Below are 19,823 nucleotides of genomic sequence, written 5' to 3' on the forward strand. Positions count from 1 at the left end.
ATTCTTGTTGTTTGCTTCGCTTTACTTTAATGCTCATTTGGGTTTTTAAAGGCCAGCATCCCGATAAGAATGCCAAATAATGTATCCAATCCCGAACTGTGGCCGACTTCAAGCAAGTTCTGAAAGGCCTTATTGAAGGTAGAATTATCACCGCTGGCAAGTGAGTTCACCAACTCGGTAACGGTTGAGCCAAATTCATGCCGAATGGCATACCTTAAGTATTCCCTGCTTACATCCGTTGTGATTGGTTCACTCTCCAGCAGCTCTGAAAGCTGTTTGTAAAATAGTGCAGAGATAAAATGGGAAGTGGCATCAAAAGCTAATAACCCGACGATCATGTCGTCACCTGATGGAGTCAGGCCTTTTCCTCTGCCAAGGAAAAACCTAAGAGTCTTCTCAATTAAATAATGGTCACTCGACATTACCACTTCAATCAACATAACCAAATAGGATTCAGATGCGAACCACTTCTTTTCGCCGACATCATTAAATCTATTTAAAAATAGTTTAATATCAACATCCAATCCAGTTAATGCATCCACTGTTGTTAGCTGTGAACAAAGCCTTTCAAAACTGGCTTCAAGGACCCGATTGTTTTTTAGAGGAGATAATTCATTTTTAAAACTTTTGCCCTTATCAAGGCTGATTGACATGGCCCGAAATTCTAAGGAATTCGTTTCCGCATTCCAGAAAACGGTTTCTCCGTTATTCACGACTGAAACAGCCCTTAAAGTGTCTTCTTCTAGAAGATGAATTCCAAATGGAAGCAGCCCGTTTTTTTTATTGCCAATAAAAACGAGAGAGTCATCCATTTTAATATTAAAGCCATTTTTAAAAATACTATGAACATGACCATTGCCCTTTTTACAAAGAAGGAGAGGAATTAGATCACTATATTCCTCTCCAAAAAGAGTACTTTTCCTCATTTATTCTGCTGCTGGTTCAATTAAACCAAGTTTAACTGCATAAGCATCAATAGCTTTTTCAAAGCAGGCTAATGGAGCACGAACGGTACCTGCACCGATTTGGCCGACACCTGCTTCTTTATGTGCAATACCAGTGTTGATTACTGGCTCAATTCCAGTTTCAACAACCTTCCTTGCATCGATTCCAAGACAAGAACCTTTGAAATCCCAAGTTGGAATGGAGAAGTTTGAGTTATGATCGATACAAATTTCCATCATGTCATTACTTGTTTTAAGGGCATCATCAAAGCCGCCAGCACCTACGAAGCGTGTAACACCAGGAGCAGCGATCATTGCAAAACCACCTACACCGAATGTTTCAGTGATTGCACTATCACCCATGTCAGGACAAGCCATTTCTTGATCATAGCCCGTAAAGAATAGACCTTGTGGTGTATTAACTGGCGCAGTGAACCATTGATCACCCATACCGGCAATACGGATACCAAATTCGTAACCGTTACGGCACATTGCTGTTACAACAGTACCATGTTGAATTTGACGAGCTGTATCCATAACTGCTTTACTTGTTGCCATCGCAATATTCAAGAAGAACTGGTCAGTATCAGCTAAGAATTGAATAACGTCTTGCTTATCTTTATCAGCTGCATCTGTTTGTATAATATATGGAGCAATATCTTTTAGAAAAATTAGTGAACCGGCAATATTACGTTGGTGGAACTCATCTCCCATTGTAATTGCTTTTGCCATCGCAACGTTCACGTTTAAGCCGTCGCCTTTTACTTTAAGTGCTTTAGAAATGACAGGACCAAGTACATCTCTAAACCATCCAAGGCGGTTTATTACTTCCTGTGAATAGGCACCGAAACGAAGAACTGCACCAATTCCTTCATTCATTGTGCAATATGCGCGATTTCCGCCGCTACGATTTTCTACAACAAGAAGTGGCATGCTCCCGGATGTGATTCCCCCCATTGGGCCGACTGCATCAACATGATGACATGGAATGAATTCAATTTCGCCATTTTTAAGCATTGCAAATGCTTCGTCAGCGTTCGAAGCCCAACCCTCAAAAAGGGTCGCTCCTACACAAGATCCTTGCATCGGACTTGTCATGTTTTCCCATTTGATAGGTGGTCCCGCATGAAGTAATACTTTTCCATTTAATTCTTTAATCACAGATTTAGCTAGAACAACATCCACTAAAAATGGTGAGCTTGATACAACATTATCGATTACCGCTCTATTTGCTTCATCAATTGTTTTAAATTGTCCGTACATTATACTTTCCTCCTGAAAATTCAATGTTAGTGCAAGTTCGGTTACCCTTTGGTTTAGCGAAGTACACTTAAGACTTTGCGCATTCTTTCATTTCCGCCGGCAACTGGACGCCAGTCGAATTGTACAACCTTGCCGCCGTTTTCAGTAATTGCAGAAGTAAATTTCTTTAAACCAACATTAATAACGCTTGGTTTTTCATTTAATAATTTCTCAATCGCAGAAGAAGTAGTGATATCTTGGTCCGCCGCTTTCTTAGCAGCTGGAACCATTTCTTTATCCATTTCTTCTACATGAATATCAATCATAGCAAGAGCCGTACGAATCGCTTGGTTATTACTATCTTTTATAATGACACCAGCATTTTCAAGTTTTGATTTTTGCTCCGCGATATTTTGTGGATCTTGTTCTGTACCACATACAGTTGCAACAAAGTAAATTGTTCTACCTTTTGCTTTTGCATCGTTTTGGATCTTTTGAATACCTGGAAGTAAAGCACCAGCCATATCTTCATGAGAACCGTAACCAAGAACAACATCGAAAAGAATAATTGCTGTAGACTCATCCTCAGCAGCCTTTTGGAAGAATTTGATTCTTGTATCAGGGTCAATCATTGGATGCGGCTTACCTTGTGTATAGATATCGTCACCTAGGTCGGCTACTTCAAAACCGTTTGTCTTTAACAGGTAACCTTCCTCGTGAGAATTACTTTTCCCAAGGCCAAGACCTCTGCTGATAAGAGTGGCTGCTTCATATCCAAGCGTTCCGCCGGAATAAAGTCCTTTGATTGTTTTTTGTTCTGGTTTTAGGTTTACAGCAGATACTTCACCAGTGATTTTATTATAGTTTGGTTTTACAGGATTACCCTTTGCAAGATCTAAGGCAATAGCGGCAGTTTCCTCAAGTGTATTTGCGTAATAGATATTTCCTTCATGGTTGTGCGGGTCTTCACCAAGGAAGATGGCAACAACAGGTTTTGATAAACTTTGAAGCAATTCAACAACTTGATCACGCACTTCTTTTGCAGGTGGTTTTGAAATGATTCCAATCACTTCTGTTTGCTTATGTGCCGCCAGCCCTTTAATCGCATCTATCATGGTAATGGCGCCAATTTTATCAGAAAGATCACGTCCGCCTGTTCCGATTGCATGAGTTACTCCACCGCCGAGACGGTCAATTTGGACAGTTACTTCTTGAATACCTGTTCCTGAAGCACCAACAAGACCAATATTTCCTTGTTTCACTACGTTTGCGAATGCAAGCGGTACACCAGAGACAATTTCAGTACCACAGTCAGGACCCATAACTAGCAGACCTTTTTCATGCGCTTTTTCTTTAATTCGGCGCTCATCCTCGATTGTTACGTTATCGCTAAAGATAAGAACATGCATATCATTATCAAGTGCTTTTTCTGCTTCTTCAGCAGCATATTGTCCTGGAGTGGAAATTAAAGCAATGTTGGCATTTGGTAACGCTTTAAGTGCCTTATCCCATGTCCGTACGGATTCAAACTCTTGTTTACTATTGCTGATTGATTGATTATTTAAATATTGATCAACCTCGTCAAGAACTTCTTGAATTTTTTCTTCTGAATCTGTATCTACAACAATACACATATCATTCGCAGCAGCTTTGCCAAGCTCTTCAGTAGAAAGGCCAGATGTTTTGAAGATATCTTTATTAGCAGGAGTACCCATCATAATTTGGACTTTGTTAATTCCGTCCATAGTAGAAATTTTATTGGTGAGAAGCATCAGGTTTACTGAATCCTGGTAGGAATTCTCTTTGATAATCGTATAAAGCATTAATGAATGCACCTCTTTATTTTATTTTTCGCTTCCATAATAAGCGGTAATTTAAATCATTAGTTCCTCTGTAATGGTAAGTTTTTTTCCCTTGCAATGTAATAAAAAACAACACCTTTACATTAAAAATTCGTTAAAACTTTGCTTGTTATACTCTTATGAATTTTCACTCTTTAGCAATTTTAAAAGAGCGGCTATAAATGGAAGCCGCCCTTTTAAAAGAATTTATTTACGATTATTTTGCAAAAGGGCTTTTATTATCATAAGCATTGTTGTGAACAACGTCCGACGTTAAATATTCATAAATATGATCGACAATTTCAATGCCGTCTACTTCTGATTTATTTTCTCTTTCTGCACTTCTTTGCCCAGGATAGTATACTTTATCGAATCCTGTAGCTGGCTTAATAGTATTCAGATCTTTCATTGTCTGAGCAACACTTTCTTTGAAGGCATTAATTCCTGCAAAACGTTCTGGATCAATGACAATATGCAGCTGACCTAGATTTCTACCTTCAGTTAAATCATGATACATCGAACTAACATTTTTTCCGAATGGAAGACCTAATAGGATGCCGGATAATACGTCGACCATCATCATTAACCCGTATCCTTTTGGACCTGCGATTGGCAATAATGCATTCACTTTAAATGGATCTGTTGTACCAGCGCCTTCGCTATCCACAGCCCAGCCTTCAGAAATAGGTTTATTTTTGGATCTGGCATCAAGAATTTTCCCCCATGCCTGAACGGTTGTTGCCATATCGATAATAATATGTTCTCCATTCTTTCCAGGAGCCGCAAATGCAATAGGGTTCGTGCCATAATAAGGTTCAGCTCCACCAAATGGTACTGCCATTGGGTCAGATTGACAAAGGGAAATCGCAACCAAGTCTTTATCAGCAGCTTGTTGTACAAAGTATGATAGGGCACCACTATGTCCCAAGCGTCTCATGCCTACAATTGCAATCCCATTTTCCTTAGCCATTTTAATCGCTTCATCCATCCCTAATTTGGCCACAACTTGACCTGCTCCATTATCACCATCGAAAACGGCTGTGCATGGGCCTGTTTTCGTAAACTCAAAATTCGGATTATGAGTTGTACCACCCTTTGCAATTCTTTCAGCGTAATATTCTACCCGCATAGCCCCATGAGAGTGATATCCTCGTGCATCCGCATGAACAAGAACATCGGCAACAATACCAGCATGGTCCACAGTTAATCCAGCTTTATGAAGTTTTGAAACAATCAATTCTTTTAATTGCTCTTTTGTTACCCTCATCCCTTGCACCTCATTTGATTATTAAATTTATCTTGCGAAACTATTCGGCAAATGGGTTTTTATTATCATATTGATTGTTATGGATCGTATCGGAGATTAAATATTCATAAATATCATCAACGATTTCAATCCCATTTTCCTTGTACTCTGCTATAACGACATCATTATTTTGCCCAGGGTAGAGAACTTTTGAAAAACCAGAAGCGGGTTTAATCCCATTAAGATCTTCCATTGTATTGGAAATATTTTGCTTAAATTCTGTTAATCCAGTAAAGAATGCTGGGTTAATCACAATATGAAGCTGACCTAGTTTCCGATATTCCGATAGATTTTCATACATGGAAGAAACCTTATTTCCAAAGGGAAGTCCTAGAAGAATTCCAGAAAGGACATCAACCATCATTCCTAGGCCATAACCTTTAGGACCAGAGATTGGCAACAGTGCGTTTACTTTCATCGGATCTGTTGTTGGCTCTCCATTTTGATCCACTGCCCATGTATCAGGAATTGCCTCATTTTTTGATCTTGCATGCAGGATTTTACCCCATGCTTGAACGGTTGTTGCCATATCCAATGAGATATTTCTGCCATCACTACTTGGTGCAGCAAAGGCAATTGGGTTGGTGCCATAATAAGGCTCAGCCCCGCCAAAGGGAACAACCATTGGATCGGATTGGCAAACGGTAAATCCAATTAAATCTGCTGCTATTGCTTGTTGAGTAAAATAGGAGATGGCACCACTATGGGACATATCCTTGACGCCTACGATGGCAACGCCATTTTCTTTTGCAATTTTAATCGCTTCATTCATCGCTAATTTTGCTGCGACAGTACCGGCACCGCCGTCACTATGAAATACTCCAGTGCATGGACCCGTTTTTTCAAATTTAAAGTCGGGATTTGTATTGATTCCACCTTTTGCTATTCGTTCAGCATAATACTCCACTCTCATAGCCCCGTGGGAATGAATGCCTCTTTCATCAGCGAACGCAAGGACATCTGCATAGATTGCAGCATGTTCTTCCTTGAGTCCCGCCTTTTGAAGCTTAGTTTTGATTAGTTCCTTTAATTTATCTTTTGTAACTCTCATTTAGGCACCTACTTTTTAGTAAAAACTTGTTGTAAATTATAATGAAGCGTCTCTGTTGCAATCTTTAGAGTAAACGTATGCTAATGGCTCTCTGCCAACTGCGTATGCCGCTTGATGAACATAAGGTCCCATAAAGATGTAATCACCTTTTTTAACTGGAATCCATTCATTATCAAGATTGTACATACCCTCACCAGACAATAAGTATGCTCCATGTTCTTGAACATGAGTTTCGATGAATGGATGGCTTGCCGCTGGATCAAACGATAAAATGTGGAAATTCATATCAAAATCAATATCCGTTGGTAAAAGATCTTTTATATGAACATTGTGCATGTCATCATAATCTCTGAATTCAATTTGATTGGCATGCCCTGAAATAACCCAAGGCTTACGTCCTTCAAGCGGCTTATATTTTTGCTTATATAGGAAAAGTCTTGAATCACCAGCTTCTAGATTTTCCAAATACATTTTTACTCCTGGCGGGCAGTATAAGTAGCCGCTTCCCTCAAGTACATATTCCTGTTCGCCTGCAGTTGCTTTCACTTTTCCCTCAAGTACATAAACAAATGATTCTACATCTTCTTGACCGCAGAAGCCTTGACTGTTTTTTCCGCCTTCGTGCATGGTAATGATATAATCAACAAAACTTGCTCCTAGCTTTGGTGAACCTAAAATTGACATGGAGCAATTTTCAAATCCAGGGACAACATTATTTACCAAACCTTCTGGTGCGATTAATGCATAAAGTCCGTGTTTAATAATTGATCTGCTTGAAAGTAAATCTTTTGGATAACCCATAGTTCCTATTCTCCTCTATAATGTTATTTTTGCTATTATTTGTATCCTAATTCATATAGGGCACCTATAAGACCCTTTACGCCTTCTACTAAATCTGAAGGCTCTGTATATTCAGCCGGGTTATGGCTGATTCCTTTGTGACTAGGCACAAATAGCATGGCCGTAGGTACGAATGGAGCAAATATTTGCGAGTCATGACCTGCGCCACTGTGCATTACCTTAAAATTCAAACCGTTTTCTTTAAATTGATTCTCAATCAATTCCACTACTGTTGCATCCATTGGAACTGGATCAGCATCCATCCACATATCGATGGATGTTTCAACACCATGCTCTTTTGAAATTTCGTTTATTCGTGCCGTTAACTGATTGGTAAACGATACGAGTGCCTCTTTATCCGTGTGGCGGACATCAATAGTAAAAATTGCTTTTCCAGGCACCACATTCACGATGTTAGGCTGCGCTTCAATCTTACCAACCGTAGTAACAAGCGGGTCTCCCACTTCTCTGGCCATTGTGATCATTTCAAAAACCATTTGGCTTGCAGCATAGAGTGCGTCTTTCCGATATCCCATTGGAGTTGTACCGGCATGGTTTGCTTCACCGTTTACTTCAACAGTAAATCGTCTTTGGCCAACAATATTGTTGACAACCGCTACTGGTATTTTTTCCGTTTCTAAGACGCTGCCTTGTTCTACATGAACCTCAACAAATGCTTTTAAATCATTGCGCGGTGCTTTTGATTCATCCCTGAAATGAAAGCCTGACTCTTTCATTGCTTCAACAAATGGAATTCCATCAAAGTCTGTAATGGTTTCAACATCTTTGCGCTTAGCTAAACCTACGATATTTTTAGAGCCCCAAAAAGCATAAGGGAAACGGCTGCCCTCTTCTTCTGCCATGGAAACTACCTCAATATTACGCAGTGGCTGTCCGTATTTTTGCTTTAAATACTTTAATGCCAATATTCCAGCAACTACACCATACGCGCCATCATATAGGCCGCCATTTTTAACTGTATCTACGTGTGAACCAGTAAGAACTGTCTCATTCGTATTTTTTCCTTTTAACGTCCCAAATAAATTGCCAATTTCATCAAATCCGGCTTCAAGGCCTTCTTCTTCGATCCAGCCTTTTAAAGCGTGCTGTGCTTGGGTCCACTCTTTTGAATATAGAAGACGTGTAACTCCGCCAGCTGAATCTTTTCCAAATTCACCTAGCCACTCAAGTCTTCCAACTACTTCTTTTTGTAAATCATCCATTGCGTTTACCCCCAAAAAACATTTTACAGAGATATAAATTTCTTTTTCTTTCCTCTTTTAGTGTAAGCATTTTCAGTTAAATTATCATTATGACTAGTGGATAAAGATGATTTGATTTTTTGTCCAAAGTGGATAATTAGAAAAGCATAAAAAAAGGAAGGCCTCATTTAGCAGGTTCTCTTTGCAATTAATTCTATTTCTACCTCCGCACCAAGCGGCAGCGCTAATACAGCCACACACGTTCTAGCAGGATACGGATCCGCAAAGAATGTTTTATAAACCTCATTCATTGCGGTAAAATTCTTCATATCTGTCAGATACACATTTACTTTTACCACATCATCTGGTGTAAGGTTTCCCGCTTCTAACACCTCGAATAAATTAGTAAAACACTGCTTTGTCTGTGCACCAATATTGCCCGTCATCTTGTCAGCCCCGACTGTGTTCATTGCCGTTTGACCCGATAAATAAATAAATTCCCCACCGTCAACCGCGTGTGAATATGGTCCGGAAGCAACGGCATTTTTTGCAGTATAAGCTTTTCTAGTCATGTAAATTCCCCCATCCTATTTCAAAGTAAATGTATACTAGTAAGAAAATATCAATTCAAATGTGTTTTATTTTCTCGTTCAAGAAGATCTACTATCTTCAAACCAACTCGAACGGATAACATTTCCTCTGGGTCTTCAAAATTCATCCCGGTAATCTCTTTTATCCTATCTAACCGATAAACAGCCGTTTTATGGTGTATATATAAAACCTGGGACGCTTTCGTAGCATTTTGATTACACTCTAAAAAGGTTTTTAATGTTTCCAGCAAATCATTCTTATTTGCTTGCGAGTAATGAAGTAGTTTTTGTAGTGAGGACGGGATAAATGGTTTCAAAAGAGTTGGATCCTCAAATTGGCAAAGGAGCCTAAATATCCCTAGTTCAGAAAATGCCGTAATGGCTTCTTTCCCTTTCAAAATCTCCCCCAGTTCCAAAGCATCCTGGGATTTTTGAAAACTTATTGGAATTTCATCTATACTATGTGCTAGGCTTCCTATCCCTACCTGTACCACGAAATCTCCTATTTGATTTTTTAATAAATCTTGGATGCCTTTTGCTGTTTCTTTAATAGAATCGGTCCACTTCCATCCACTTGTATTTCTTTCCTCTATTTTCCATAACACAATAACCTGGCTGCTTTTATTCCCAATAATCCCATTTGGCAAATATCGGTGAATAATTTCATATACTATTGGCTCATGCTGGTTGGTTAATCCCCGTTTATTTTTTAGCCTTGATGAAGGTGTTTCATTATTTTTGATGATCTTGAACAATACAACTGCAAAGGATCCTTCTAAATTCCAACCCATTAAATTCGCATTTTGGTAAAGCATTGTCTTCGATTGGTATTTCCCCTCAATTATTTCACCGATTAAATCATTTTTAAATTTCTTGTCTACTTCTGCTACGGCAAATTGTTTCACTAATTCCAGCGATAAAGCTGTCGATGCATTTTCAACAGCGATAAAGTCAAGTTCTTCTAGAGGTTTATTTGTTTCTCCGATTAACAAATAGGTTTTAATGTGGTTAATCGTTTCGATTGGAACGACGATTTGATATCCCTTTTGGCCTGCTAGCTCAGGATATTTGACAATTTGCCGATAATGCGGGAATTTTATTTCTTCTGTTTGATTGTAATAAGGGATTTTTTCAACAATCTCAAACATCGCCAGGGAGGGAAGCGTAGATGAAATACAATGGAAATTCCGGTCAAATAGAGCCACTGGATTTCCGATTAATAACTCTAATGTGGCAATTATTTTTTCAGGTCCCTCATCCGCTAACGATAATGCAGTAAAACGGTCATGAATTTCCTTGTAATACTGGAGTTTCTTTACTTGATTATTCATGATTTCGCCCATAACCGGATACATAACATCAACATAAGGAATTTCTTTTGGAAGCTGGATAATGGGCAACTTGGATTTTTCCCCGGCACTTACAATTACCTCTGGAATTTCTGTCACAAAGCGGTGATTTTTAATGACCAGTGCACTTACCCCTTTTTCCGCCAGACGAGAAATAAACTGCTGTTGCTCCTCTTTATCAAAAGAACGGATAGGATAGAGACTTGTTAAAATTAATTCCCCGCCCTTCAACCAGTCAGTAATGTCGGGGGCTTCCATAATCGTGGCACCTTTAATTACTTTATTTAAATAGTTGTGCCCACTTAGTACTACAGCATCTTTAAGAGAAACAATTTGGAGCAAATCTTTTACTCTGAATTCCATAAGCTGCTGCAACCTTTCTACATCAATAAATTGCTGAAAAGGGCAAAGAGAAAAACTCTAAGCCCTTTTTACATTGTAATCATTAAGAATTAATTAACTCTTTTGTAATACGACCGTTATCAAAAACAACTTCTCCATTGACAATAGTTGTTTTGACTGTCCCTTTAAATGTCATGCCCACATATGGGGAGTGCTTGTGACGGTAGAATAAATCTTCATTCTTCAGTTCAAAGCTTTCATTCAAGTTGACAAGAGTCAAATCTGCATCGTAATCAACAGCAATTGTTCCTTTATTTGCAAGGCCAAATAATTTCGCTGGATTTGTTGCTGTTAATGCAGCAATTTTTTCTAACGGAAGATTCCGTTTAAAATACCCTTCCGTCAACAAAATATTCAAGGTAGATTGAGCACCGGAAATACCGCCCCAGCCTTCGAAGAAGTTTCCTTCAATTTCTTTCATAGAAGCAGGTGCCGGTGAATGGTCAGAACCAATCACATCAATTTCGCCGTTCGCTACAGCAACCCATAAATCTTCAAGTTCATCTTCATCGCGCAACGGAGGGGCGCATTTCGCAATTCCTCCTTTTTCTTCTAAATCCTTAACGGTTAATGAGAGGTAGTGCGGGCAAGTTTCGACTGTAATATCAACACCCCGACGTTTTGCCTCTTCAATTACTTCGACAACCTTTCGGCTGCTTGCATGGACAATGTGTAATTTACACCCCGTTGCTTCCGCATACGAAATGATTCTTCGTACTGCCTCAATCTCAGAGATGATTGGTCTTGACTCAACAAAATCACGTGCCGATGTTTTGCCTTCCCTTTGTTTCTTTTGTGCAAGCTGATCGCAAATAACCGTACTTTCGGCGTGAACAGCTAAAAGAGAGCCAAGAGAAGCAATTTCCGTCATGCCTTTAAAGATAGTTTCATCGTCAACATTATTAAAATCAGCGATTCCACTTGGAGACATAAAGGCTTTAAAGCCGATGACTCCATTTTCATGAAGTTCTTTTAGATTTTCAATGTTTTCCGGTACAAGTCCGCCCCAGAAGCGCGGATTAACAATTGACTTTTGCTCAGAAAGTGTACGTTTTAATTCAAGATTTTCTTTATTAATGGTTGGCGGTGTACTGTTCAACGGCATATCAAAGAATGTTGTTACTCCACCCGCAGCTAAACTTCTGCTGCCGGTTTCTAGTCCTTCCCATTCTGTTCTTCCAGGCTCGTTAAAGTGAACATGTGAATCAATTAAGCCCGGGAATACATGGAGACCTTCCGCATTAATTTCTTTTTCAGCCTTTGCCTCAATCGCCTTGTTGACTGACACTTCTGCAATTTTCCCCGCCTGAACTGCAATATCCCCTTTGACAACTGAATCAGCAGTTACAATATTACCGTTTCTAATAATTAAATCGTAATTAGTCATGGCAGATAATCTCCCTTTTATAAAAAAAATACAAAATGTTTTTTACTATTCCATTGTAATTATTCAGAAAATATGTTATTTTTATTATCAACATAATTGTTCTATAACAATATCCGTTGTACTAATACAAGTTTACCCATTATTTTTGTGCAGACATTAGTTTTCCAATAGGATTCCCAACAATACCTTTTTCCAAGTCGAACACAACATTTCCACGTACGATTGTTTTCGTTACCCGGCAGTCAATTTTTCTGCCTTCATATGCGCTGTGTTTATTTTTGTAGTAAAGGTCTTCGCGTTTGACCACATACGACTGGTTAGGATCTACCAAAATAATATCCGCATCTTTTGAAACTGCAATTTCGCCTTTATTAGGCAAATTAAAACGTTTAGAAGGATTGGAAGCAATTAAATCAACAAACTTTTCAACAGCTAGACCACGTTGTTTTACAGCCAAATCGAACATTAAATCGACATTATTTTGAATACCGCTAATTCCGCCCCACGCTTCCCAAAGATTTCCTTGCTTTAAATCCTCGGTACAAGGCGAATGGTCGGAAGTTAGCCAATCGATATTGCCGCTCAGAAGCTCGTCCCATAATTTTGCTTGATCTACTGCTTTTCTAATAGGCGGCTGACATTTCGCTCTAGGTCCAATCTCATCAACTTGTTCGGCAGTCATGGCAAAATAATGCGGGCATGATTCAACTGTTACATCGACACCTTCAGCACGCGCTTTCAAGATGGTCTGAATTGCCTCAGAGGTACTAATATGGACAAGATGTAACTTACAGCCAGTGTCTTTGGCAAATAGGATTGCGCGTTGAACAGCTTCCACTTCTGTGACTATCGGGCGTGATTCTGCATATTCTACACCTGAATTTTTGCCTTCTCTTGCAAATTCTTTTGAAAGACCAGAGGTAACCGATGCGTTTTCGGCATGGATACATAATAGCTGATCTAATTCTGCTAATTTTTGCATACCTTTATATAAGGTGTAATCATCCACATTGGTGAAATCTCCTGGAATATCGCTTGTGATATCAGATAAGAAGCATTTGAAAGCAAGAACACCTGCATCAGCCAACTCTTGCAGCTTATCTAGATTTTCCGGCACAAGCCCGCCATAGAACGCATAGTCCACATAGTTTTGATGAACAGCGGCTTCAAGTTTAAGGTCCAGAGCCTCTTTATTAATTGTGGCCGGCAGCGCATTAAGCGGCATTTCTACATAGCTAGTTGTACCGCCCGCTGCCATTGCTTTCGAGCCTGTTTCAAAGCCTTCCCATTCCGTCCGGCCAGGTTCGCTAATGTGAACATGTGTATCAACCATCCCCGGCATTACATATTGGCCGTTAGCATCAATTATTTCTTTCGCATCTTCAGTAATTTGCTCAGCAATACAGGTAATTTTTTCATCTTTAACCCCAATATCTGCTTTTCGTACACCATCATGGAATACAACATTTCCGCCTTTGATGATCAAATCATACTTCATCGTATTTCCTCCTTCAAACATTTTGAACTGTTAGAAGCCGCATTTTTCAGTTGAAAAATGCGGCTTGCTTATTAAGAATCAATAGGTTACCATCATTTCTCAAAAATTGTACCCTCTTTAAATTTTGAACCTTTAAATGCAAACTTATTCAGAAGAATATAGGCAATACCTGCTACAACTAAGCCGATAATCCATGCTAGATCCACTTCGATAAAGGCAGCGCCAGCACCAATCAGCATGGCAATCACTGCAGCAGGATTAAACCCTGCAAATGGACCGTCTGCCTTGTACAAATCAGCCACATTTACCTTTTGCTTTCTTAAAATATAATAGTCAACTAATAATATTGACACAATTGGGCCTAAAAACGCGGAATACGTTAGAATGAAAACATTAAGCCCCTTTGCCGATGACTCCTGTACAAGCACCCAAGGAAACGCACATAACGCAAGCAATCCTGTTACAGTTACAGAAGCTTTATATTTTAATTTTGTTAACAATGTAATGACATAGGCTGGAGGAATAATGTTGGCAACCATATTGGTTGCTACGACCCCAATCACAATGAATGCCGATACACCTAACGAGATAAAAGAATTATCAATTACAGATGGAATGGCTTTTGCAGGATTCGTGATACCAGTTGCAGCGGCAAGCATTGCCCCGATAATAATTACAAAACCATACGCTACAGTAATGGGCATAAAGTATAATGACCCGCGTTTTGCATCACTCATACCAGTTTTTAGCTCTCTGGAATAGTCTGCTGCACTTACAAAGATACCTGCATAATTTCCTAATAAGACCATAATCATTCCGAAGAATGGCAAGCCCCATGAGCCTTTTGCATGGACCCAATTTTCTGCTATGGCTGTGCTGTGGGATGTTAGAAGAATTCCAAATACATAAACAAGTGCAAGCATAATAACAACAGATGCAAGTGTTTCTACCCATTTAACAGCATGGAAGCCAAACATTGATAATACAATTTGCACTAACTGCAGTGCGACAAAACAAATGGCAACATGATCAAAGGTGCCGCCAGTAACAATCTTCATAATTTCATTTAAGGCCGTACCGCCAATCCAACTTTGAACTCCGTACCAGACGATGGCGGGTATAGCACGTAAAAGTGACGATATAACTGTTCCTTTTATCCCAAAGGACATTCTGAGCTGCACCACATATGGTACTCCTTCTCTGTATCCGAGCCTGTCATTTAACGCAAAAATAGTTGAAATAATCCCAATTGCAACGATGGCTGCGGCAATTGTCTGAAAGATATTTAGTGTCGCCATACCCGCAACAATTATACTAGCCCCAAGCGTCATATTGCCTAAATTAACTCCGTCACCAATCCACATAAACATATAAGCTAATGGACCTACCGTCCTACCCGCGTCCGTTTTCGGCTTTAGTGAATCATCCATACCCGGATCAAATTGAATCTCCGTCTCATTTGTATCGTAACTTTTTATACTTGCCTGTGCCAAAGAGATCCCCCCAAAAAAGTTGTACTTCTATTATTATTTGCACAAAAACTCAAATTAAAAGCGGAAAGTATTTCATTAAAACAAATAAGATTTTCTAACCCCTATATTTGTTATACTATTTTTATTTAATGTTATACTTTTTAATCTTTTTTTAACTTGATTTACAGTATGATTGTAAACGGTCCCAACCAGGTTGTCATTGTTCATTTCACACAATGTTCACAAATTAAATTTAGATAAAATAGACAAATGCACTGGGGGATAAGCATTTAAACGGCAAAAAAAAGGCCATCCATCACGGATGCCCTTTTCGTTTTCAACCAGCCTTTTCCTTTTTTACGATACTTTTTCCCGCATTATCCAGTTTCGACCAGTTAATGGTGTTTTCAAGAAGAACTGATAATAATATCCCCATTAATAAGCCGCTGCTTAGAAGTGGCCGGACAAGCATCGGGATGGACCCAAACATATCAGCTGGAATATTCATAATCGCAATTCCTAACAAAACCGGGGCTGCAATCCGATAAATCGTTTTAGGGTTAAAGCGAATTCCATCTAAATTAGACAGTGCACCACTAAACAATTGCAGATAAGCTACAAAAAGAACAGCGTCTCCTACACTTACAGGGAGAGTCGAAAAGAGATGACTCAGTGCTGGAACTAAACCAAGTACAATAAACATGACCGCCCCAATGATCATTGGCAGTCGATCAAATATCAGTGTCGACTGCAAAAAGCCTAATGACGATACATAAGGTGCGTATGGTACCATTCCAAATAATCCAGAAACGACGGAATTGATTCCCGTCAGTACAAATGATTTGCGATACTGGTTATTGGTGGTAGTCGCCTTTACCATCGGTTCAAACCCTTTAATTGAGGCAATTGTATTGGTCGTATTTACCAGGCCCGTTAGGATTGCCATAATGATAAGCCCAAGACTAAAGGTTGGTTTCCCCCAAGGAAAAACATTAAAAATCTTTGTAGAAGTAACTACTTCAGAAGACTGTTCTGGGAAGAACAGCACATAAATAATCCAGCCTGTTACAATTCCAATTAGTATAGAGAAGTTCCGAATTACTCCAGGTCCCTTTACATTAATCCAGACAACGAGAATGATTAACCCAATTGATAACGCAGCTGTAGGAAGATGAATTTGATCCCCTGTAGCCAGCCCAAGCATTCCTTTTGTAAAAATCCCTATCAATTGCGCGGCCAGTAAAAATAGTACTGTACTCATAACAACCGGTGTAAACAAACGCTTTAATACACTTCCCATACCAAGAGCCCCAAGAATCATAACAAGAATCCCGGATAGGATGATTCCGATTGCCAGCCCGCCCCCAAGTTCACTAACAGAAATCCCTGACGAGGTAGCGGATGCACTTAAACTTAAAATGGCTCCCCACCATAATCCAGATTGCCCTTCCATCAATGGATATCTATGTCCAATTACTGCCTGAAGAACACAAGCCACGCCTGTAAAAATAAATGACCTTTGAAGTGCACTCGCGACTTCCATGGAGGATAAATCGAATGCATCCCCAATGGTTAACGGGATGACTACCGTATTTGCAAACATAAAAAACAGCCATTGTAAGCCGGCTAAAGACATCGTAGCTGATGACTTTTGATTCATTACTATTTCCCTCCAATTCTCTTTTAGCCGATAGGAAAGTATAACTTTCCTAATCGGGCATAAGGGCAACTACGCCTCTGTCTTCGCCCTAACGGGCTCGCCAATCGGCAAGTTTTCTTTATCTTTTCCTAACTATTTTGATCTATTTGGATTCAGTTCTTAGTAAAGTTTTAACTTATCAACAAATAAGTAAAAATATTCCCTAACAGATAAAAATCCCATTAGAATTAAATGTACTAGAAAAGGCAAATAAAGTCATTAGTCGTTATTCATAATTATATATGGTATTTTTGTCTAATATAGATAATAATAAAAAAAGTAAAGGATTAGCTAGGTGGAGGTACCAAATGAAAATAGTTGAGGATTTATTTATTGTCGATGTCTTTCAAGATGCACAAGTCATTGCTGGGCATGCGGGATTAAAACGAGTGGTCGAATCAATCGAGGTTTCCGAAACACCGGACGTGATAAATTTTTTAGCTGAGAACTCTCTGTTATTGACAACGGGTTTTGCATTTAAAGATGATCCGCTTGCACTCGGCAAACTGATATCGCAAATGAGTAAGCATCCCTGTGCCGGCATAGCCATAAAACTAAAAAGATTCATTGATATAATCCCTAAAGAGGTGGTGGATTTAGCCAATTCATTAGAATTTCCGATTATCATTATTCCCCCCTCTCTTACTTTAGGAAATGTTGCCCATCAATTGTTAAGTTTTTTATGGAATAACAAAATCGAGGAGCTATTTTATGCTATCCATATTCATAAAAAATTTACGGATATGATGATCAAAGGCTATAATCTTCAATCCCTAATTGAAAATCTTGGCTATTTTTTAAAAAACCCTGTCCTGTTACTTAGCCCTCTAGGTGATATTGTTTCATTTTCCCAGCACTTTCATAAGGAAAACATGAAAAATATGAAAGAACACGTGGAGTCTCTTTTTAAAAAGAATATTGAAAAATATAGCGAAAAAAGTATGATTACAATTGATCATCCTAACCCTACCAATTCCTCCATTTCACTTAATATAGTTCAGGTAAAAACGATGCATCCATATCCAAGCCTGCTTATCATCTTTAACGCAGAAAAATTACCCTATCCGTCATCGCAATTAGCGATTGAGCAGGCATCAACCGTGATTTCCTTCACCTTATTAAAGAACGAAGCAATCCGTGAAAGCAGCCGTTTATTAGAAAACAACTTTTTCGGCTCGCTCGTTGAAGGGAACATAGACTTAAAAGAAGAGATTATTTATCGTGGCAAACAACACGGGTTAATTGAAAAAGCAAAATACCTTTGTATTGTATTTCAGATTGATGGGGAAAAGCAGGATACATTCCTACAAAGTGATCTCATGACAAGGAATCGGTCATACGATTTTTTATATGATTTATTTAATAAATCAATAATCAAAATTAATAAGGATAGTATTCTTTTTATAAAGAACAGGTTTTTTGTCAGTATCATCCAAACGACAAACGATAGCCTCTTAACTTCCATTAAGAAAAAACTAGAGGAGTTCCAAGAGGAAGCTTTTAACACATTAAAGGTCTCGCTTTCCTTTGGTGTTGGTAACTTTGTCAACGATATGACCTATATCCCGATCACCTATTCTGAAGCTGTGGAGGCTTGGAAACATGGCGAGGAATTATACCAAAAGAAATTTATCAACCTTTACGAAACAAAGCAATTAATCGAACTCATTCATTTAATTCCAAAGGAAAACTTAAAGAACTTTTATGAAAACACATTGCGTTCGCTCGCGTATCCAAAAACAAAGGATGAGGAAGATTTAATCAATACATTAATTGTATTTTTGGAAAATAATTGTGAGATCACGATTACATCCAAAAAATTATTTATCCACCGGAATACGGTTAAATATCGAATCGCAAAATGTGAAAATATATTAGGGTATTTAGTTCATGAACCGCAAAACTCATTGCATTTGAGAATGGCATTACTGATGCGCCCGATTTTCACAAAAACAGTAGGTGGGTAAGTTCTCCGCTATTTCTTTAGCTGAAAACACTAACAAGGCTCATCCTGTTAACTTTATAATTATTATACTATAATAACAAATAGGAGAATTTAATTTTTATGAAAGTGTGTGAACCATCAAGATGAAAACAACCATCGTTTATAGAAAAGAAACTAACTTTGAGATAAAAGCTGATTTTTATCCGGTGTCGCAAAAATTCAGCCCTGTTATCGTCTATATTCACGGCGGCGGCCTCTTTTGGGGGTCGAGAGAAGATATGAAGGCCGAACAGATTGAACTTTATCTTCAGGCTGGTTTTAATGTATTCTCGATTGATTATCGGCTGGCTCCTGAATCCCAGCTGCCCGAAATTAAATCCGATATTGCCGCTGCTCTTTCTTGGCTTGAAGACGAAGGTGCCAAGGAATTTGAGTATGATCCAGACAAAATAGCTGTGATTGGGAGCTCAGCCGGGGCCTACCTTGCGCTATTATCTGGGACTTTTAAGAAGAAGCCAAAAGCGATTGTGTCGTTTTACGGATATGGTGATATTACAGGCGATTGGGCAACGAAACCGAGCCCCCACTATCAAAAAATGACTACTGTCCCAAAAGAACTTGCAAAAATGCTCGTTTCAGACAAAGTTATTACCGTAGGCCCAATTGAAAAACGTTATGCCATCTATATGTACGCCAGACAGAACGGTGTATGGATTGAAGAAATTAGCGGCCATAATAAGGGAAATCTTTCTGAATTTTGCCCATTAAACTTTGCAAATGCCGATTTTCCACCAACGCTCCTTTTACACGGAACAATGGATGAGGATGTCCCATATGAACAATCGGTACTAATGACCGAGGCATTAAAAAATGCTGGGGCAGAAAGCCGATTAATAACGATCCCAAACGGCAAGCATGTGTTCGACGAAGATTGGCAGAACCCGATTGTCCAAAAAGCCTTTGATGAGGTTATTACCTTTTTAAAAGGACATTTCGAATAACAAAAAAGAAGCCCGCCAACGATTGGCGGGCTTTTCTTTGAATTTCACAAACAA

The 19,823-nt window shown here is 39.0% G+C and carries 15 protein-coding genes; 2 read left to right on the forward strand and 13 right to left on the reverse strand.

Annotated elements, in window-relative coordinates; translation table 11 throughout:
* Positions 1-26 precede the first annotated feature (26 nt).
* From BSO02S_RS12955 to BSO02S_RS13015, 13 genes are all read right to left on the reverse strand, one after another.
* Positions 27-926 carry an oxamate carbamoyltransferase subunit AllH family protein gene (locus BSO02S_RS12955; RefSeq protein WP_066067635.1) on the reverse strand — a complete coding sequence of 300 codons (900 nt, stop codon included), beginning with the start codon at positions 924-926 and terminating at the stop codon, positions 27-29.
* Positions 927-2,207 (reverse strand): YlbE family protein, encoded by a 1,281-nt coding sequence (locus BSO02S_RS12960; RefSeq protein WP_066067638.1) that lies wholly within the window; start codon positions 2,205-2,207, stop codon positions 927-929.
* Positions 2,208-2,260: 53 nt separating this feature from the next.
* Positions 2,261-4,009, reverse strand: a complete 1,749-nt coding sequence (gene fdrA / locus BSO02S_RS12965; protein ID WP_066067641.1) for an acyl-CoA synthetase FdrA — start codon at positions 4,007-4,009, stop codon at positions 2,261-2,263.
* A 235-nt stretch (positions 4,010-4,244) separates the two neighbouring features.
* Entirely contained in the window at positions 4,245-5,294 is a 1,050-nt protein-coding gene (gene allD / locus BSO02S_RS12970) for an ureidoglycolate dehydrogenase (protein WP_066067643.1), read from the reverse strand.
* A 40-nt stretch (positions 5,295-5,334) separates the two neighbouring features.
* Positions 5,335-6,384, reverse strand: a complete 1,050-nt coding sequence (gene allD / locus BSO02S_RS12975) for an ureidoglycolate dehydrogenase (RefSeq protein ID WP_066067646.1) — start codon at positions 6,382-6,384, stop codon at positions 5,335-5,337.
* A gap of 36 nt (positions 6,385-6,420) precedes the next feature.
* Positions 6,421-7,185, reverse strand: a complete 765-nt coding sequence (gene allE / locus BSO02S_RS12980; RefSeq protein WP_066067649.1) for a (S)-ureidoglycine aminohydrolase — start codon at positions 7,183-7,185, stop codon at positions 6,421-6,423.
* A gap of 35 nt (positions 7,186-7,220) precedes the next feature.
* Positions 7,221-8,447 carry an allantoate deiminase gene (gene allC, locus BSO02S_RS12985; protein ID WP_066067652.1) on the reverse strand — a complete coding sequence of 409 codons (1,227 nt, stop codon included), beginning with the start codon at positions 8,445-8,447 and terminating at the stop codon, positions 7,221-7,223.
* A gap of 167 nt (positions 8,448-8,614) precedes the next feature.
* Complete coding sequence (locus BSO02S_RS12990) at positions 8,615-8,998, reverse strand: RidA family protein (protein WP_066067655.1); 384 nt, start codon at positions 8,996-8,998, stop codon at positions 8,615-8,617.
* A 50-nt stretch (positions 8,999-9,048) separates the two neighbouring features.
* Positions 9,049-10,728, reverse strand: a complete 1,680-nt coding sequence (locus BSO02S_RS12995) for a PucR family transcriptional regulator (RefSeq protein ID WP_066067658.1) — start codon at positions 10,726-10,728, stop codon at positions 9,049-9,051.
* Positions 10,729-10,810: 82 nt separating this feature from the next.
* Entirely contained in the window at positions 10,811-12,154 is a 1,344-nt protein-coding gene (locus BSO02S_RS13000; protein WP_066067662.1) for an allantoinase, read from the reverse strand.
* Positions 12,155-12,293: 139 nt separating this feature from the next.
* Positions 12,294-13,652 carry an allantoinase AllB gene (gene allB / locus BSO02S_RS13005; protein ID WP_066067665.1) on the reverse strand — a complete coding sequence of 453 codons (1,359 nt, stop codon included), beginning with the start codon at positions 13,650-13,652 and terminating at the stop codon, positions 12,294-12,296.
* A 92-nt stretch (positions 13,653-13,744) separates the two neighbouring features.
* Positions 13,745-15,082 carry an NCS1 family transporter gene (locus BSO02S_RS13010; protein WP_066067975.1) on the reverse strand — a complete coding sequence of 446 codons (1,338 nt, stop codon included), beginning with the start codon at positions 15,080-15,082 and terminating at the stop codon, positions 13,745-13,747.
* A 379-nt stretch (positions 15,083-15,461) separates the two neighbouring features.
* Positions 15,462-16,784 carry a uracil/xanthine transporter gene (locus BSO02S_RS13015; protein WP_066067668.1) on the reverse strand — a complete coding sequence of 441 codons (1,323 nt, stop codon included), beginning with the start codon at positions 16,782-16,784 and terminating at the stop codon, positions 15,462-15,464.
* A 347-nt stretch (positions 16,785-17,131) separates the two neighbouring features.
* On the opposite strand from BSO02S_RS13015, the gene BSO02S_RS13020 reads away from it, so the two are divergent.
* Together BSO02S_RS13020 and BSO02S_RS13025 are read left to right on the forward strand one after the other, a co-directional pair.
* Entirely contained in the window at positions 17,132-18,790 is a 1,659-nt protein-coding gene (locus BSO02S_RS13020) for a PucR family transcriptional regulator (protein WP_066067671.1), read from the forward strand.
* 121 nt (positions 18,791-18,911) lie between these two features.
* Complete coding sequence (locus tag BSO02S_RS13025; RefSeq protein ID WP_066067674.1) at positions 18,912-19,769, forward strand: alpha/beta hydrolase; 858 nt, start codon at positions 18,912-18,914, stop codon at positions 19,767-19,769.
* Positions 19,770-19,823: the final 54 nt, after the last annotated feature.

Origin of the sequence: Neobacillus soli NBRC 102451 (genome assembly GCF_001591665.1) — a bacterium.
Classification (GTDB): Bacteria; Bacillota; Bacilli; order Bacillales; family Cytobacillaceae; genus Neobacillus; species Neobacillus soli.

Coding starts and splice junctions, on each gene's coding strand:
- BSO02S_RS12955 (WP_066067635.1), bottom strand. CDS start 926: ATGAGGAAAAGTACTCTTTTTGGAGAGGAATATAGTGATCTAATTCCT.
- BSO02S_RS12960 (WP_066067638.1), bottom strand. CDS start 2,207: ATGTACGGACAATTTAAAACAATTGATGAAGCAAATAGAGCGGTAATC.
- fdrA (WP_066067641.1), bottom strand. CDS start 4,009: ATGCTTTATACGATTATCAAAGAGAATTCCTACCAGGATTCAGTAAAC.
- allD (WP_066067643.1), bottom strand. CDS start 5,294: ATGAGGGTAACAAAAGAGCAATTAAAAGAATTGATTGTTTCAAAACTT.
- allD (WP_066067646.1), bottom strand. CDS start 6,384: ATGAGAGTTACAAAAGATAAATTAAAGGAACTAATCAAAACTAAGCTT.
- allE (WP_066067649.1), bottom strand. CDS start 7,185: ATGGGTTATCCAAAAGATTTACTTTCAAGCAGATCAATTATTAAACAC.
- allC (WP_066067652.1), bottom strand. CDS start 8,447: ATGGATGATTTACAAAAAGAAGTAGTTGGAAGACTTGAGTGGCTAGGT.
- BSO02S_RS12990 (WP_066067655.1), bottom strand. CDS start 8,998: ATGACTAGAAAAGCTTATACTGCAAAAAATGCCGTTGCTTCCGGACCA.
- BSO02S_RS12995 (WP_066067658.1), bottom strand. CDS start 10,728: ATGGAATTCAGAGTAAAAGATTTGCTCCAAATTGTTTCTCTTAAAGAT.
- BSO02S_RS13000 (WP_066067662.1), bottom strand. CDS start 12,154: ATGACTAATTACGATTTAATTATTAGAAACGGTAATATTGTAACTGCT.
- allB (WP_066067665.1), bottom strand. CDS start 13,652: ATGAAGTATGATTTGATCATCAAAGGCGGAAATGTTGTATTCCATGAT.
- BSO02S_RS13010 (WP_066067975.1), bottom strand. CDS start 15,082: ATGGATGATTCACTAAAGCCGAAAACGGACGCGGGTAGGACGGTAGGT.
- BSO02S_RS13015 (WP_066067668.1), bottom strand. CDS start 16,784: ATGAATCAAAAGTCATCAGCTACGATGTCTTTAGCCGGCTTACAATGG.
- BSO02S_RS13020 (WP_066067671.1), top strand. CDS start 17,132: ATGAAAATAGTTGAGGATTTATTTATTGTCGATGTCTTTCAAGATGCA.
- BSO02S_RS13025 (WP_066067674.1), top strand. CDS start 18,912: ATGAAAACAACCATCGTTTATAGAAAAGAAACTAACTTTGAGATAAAA.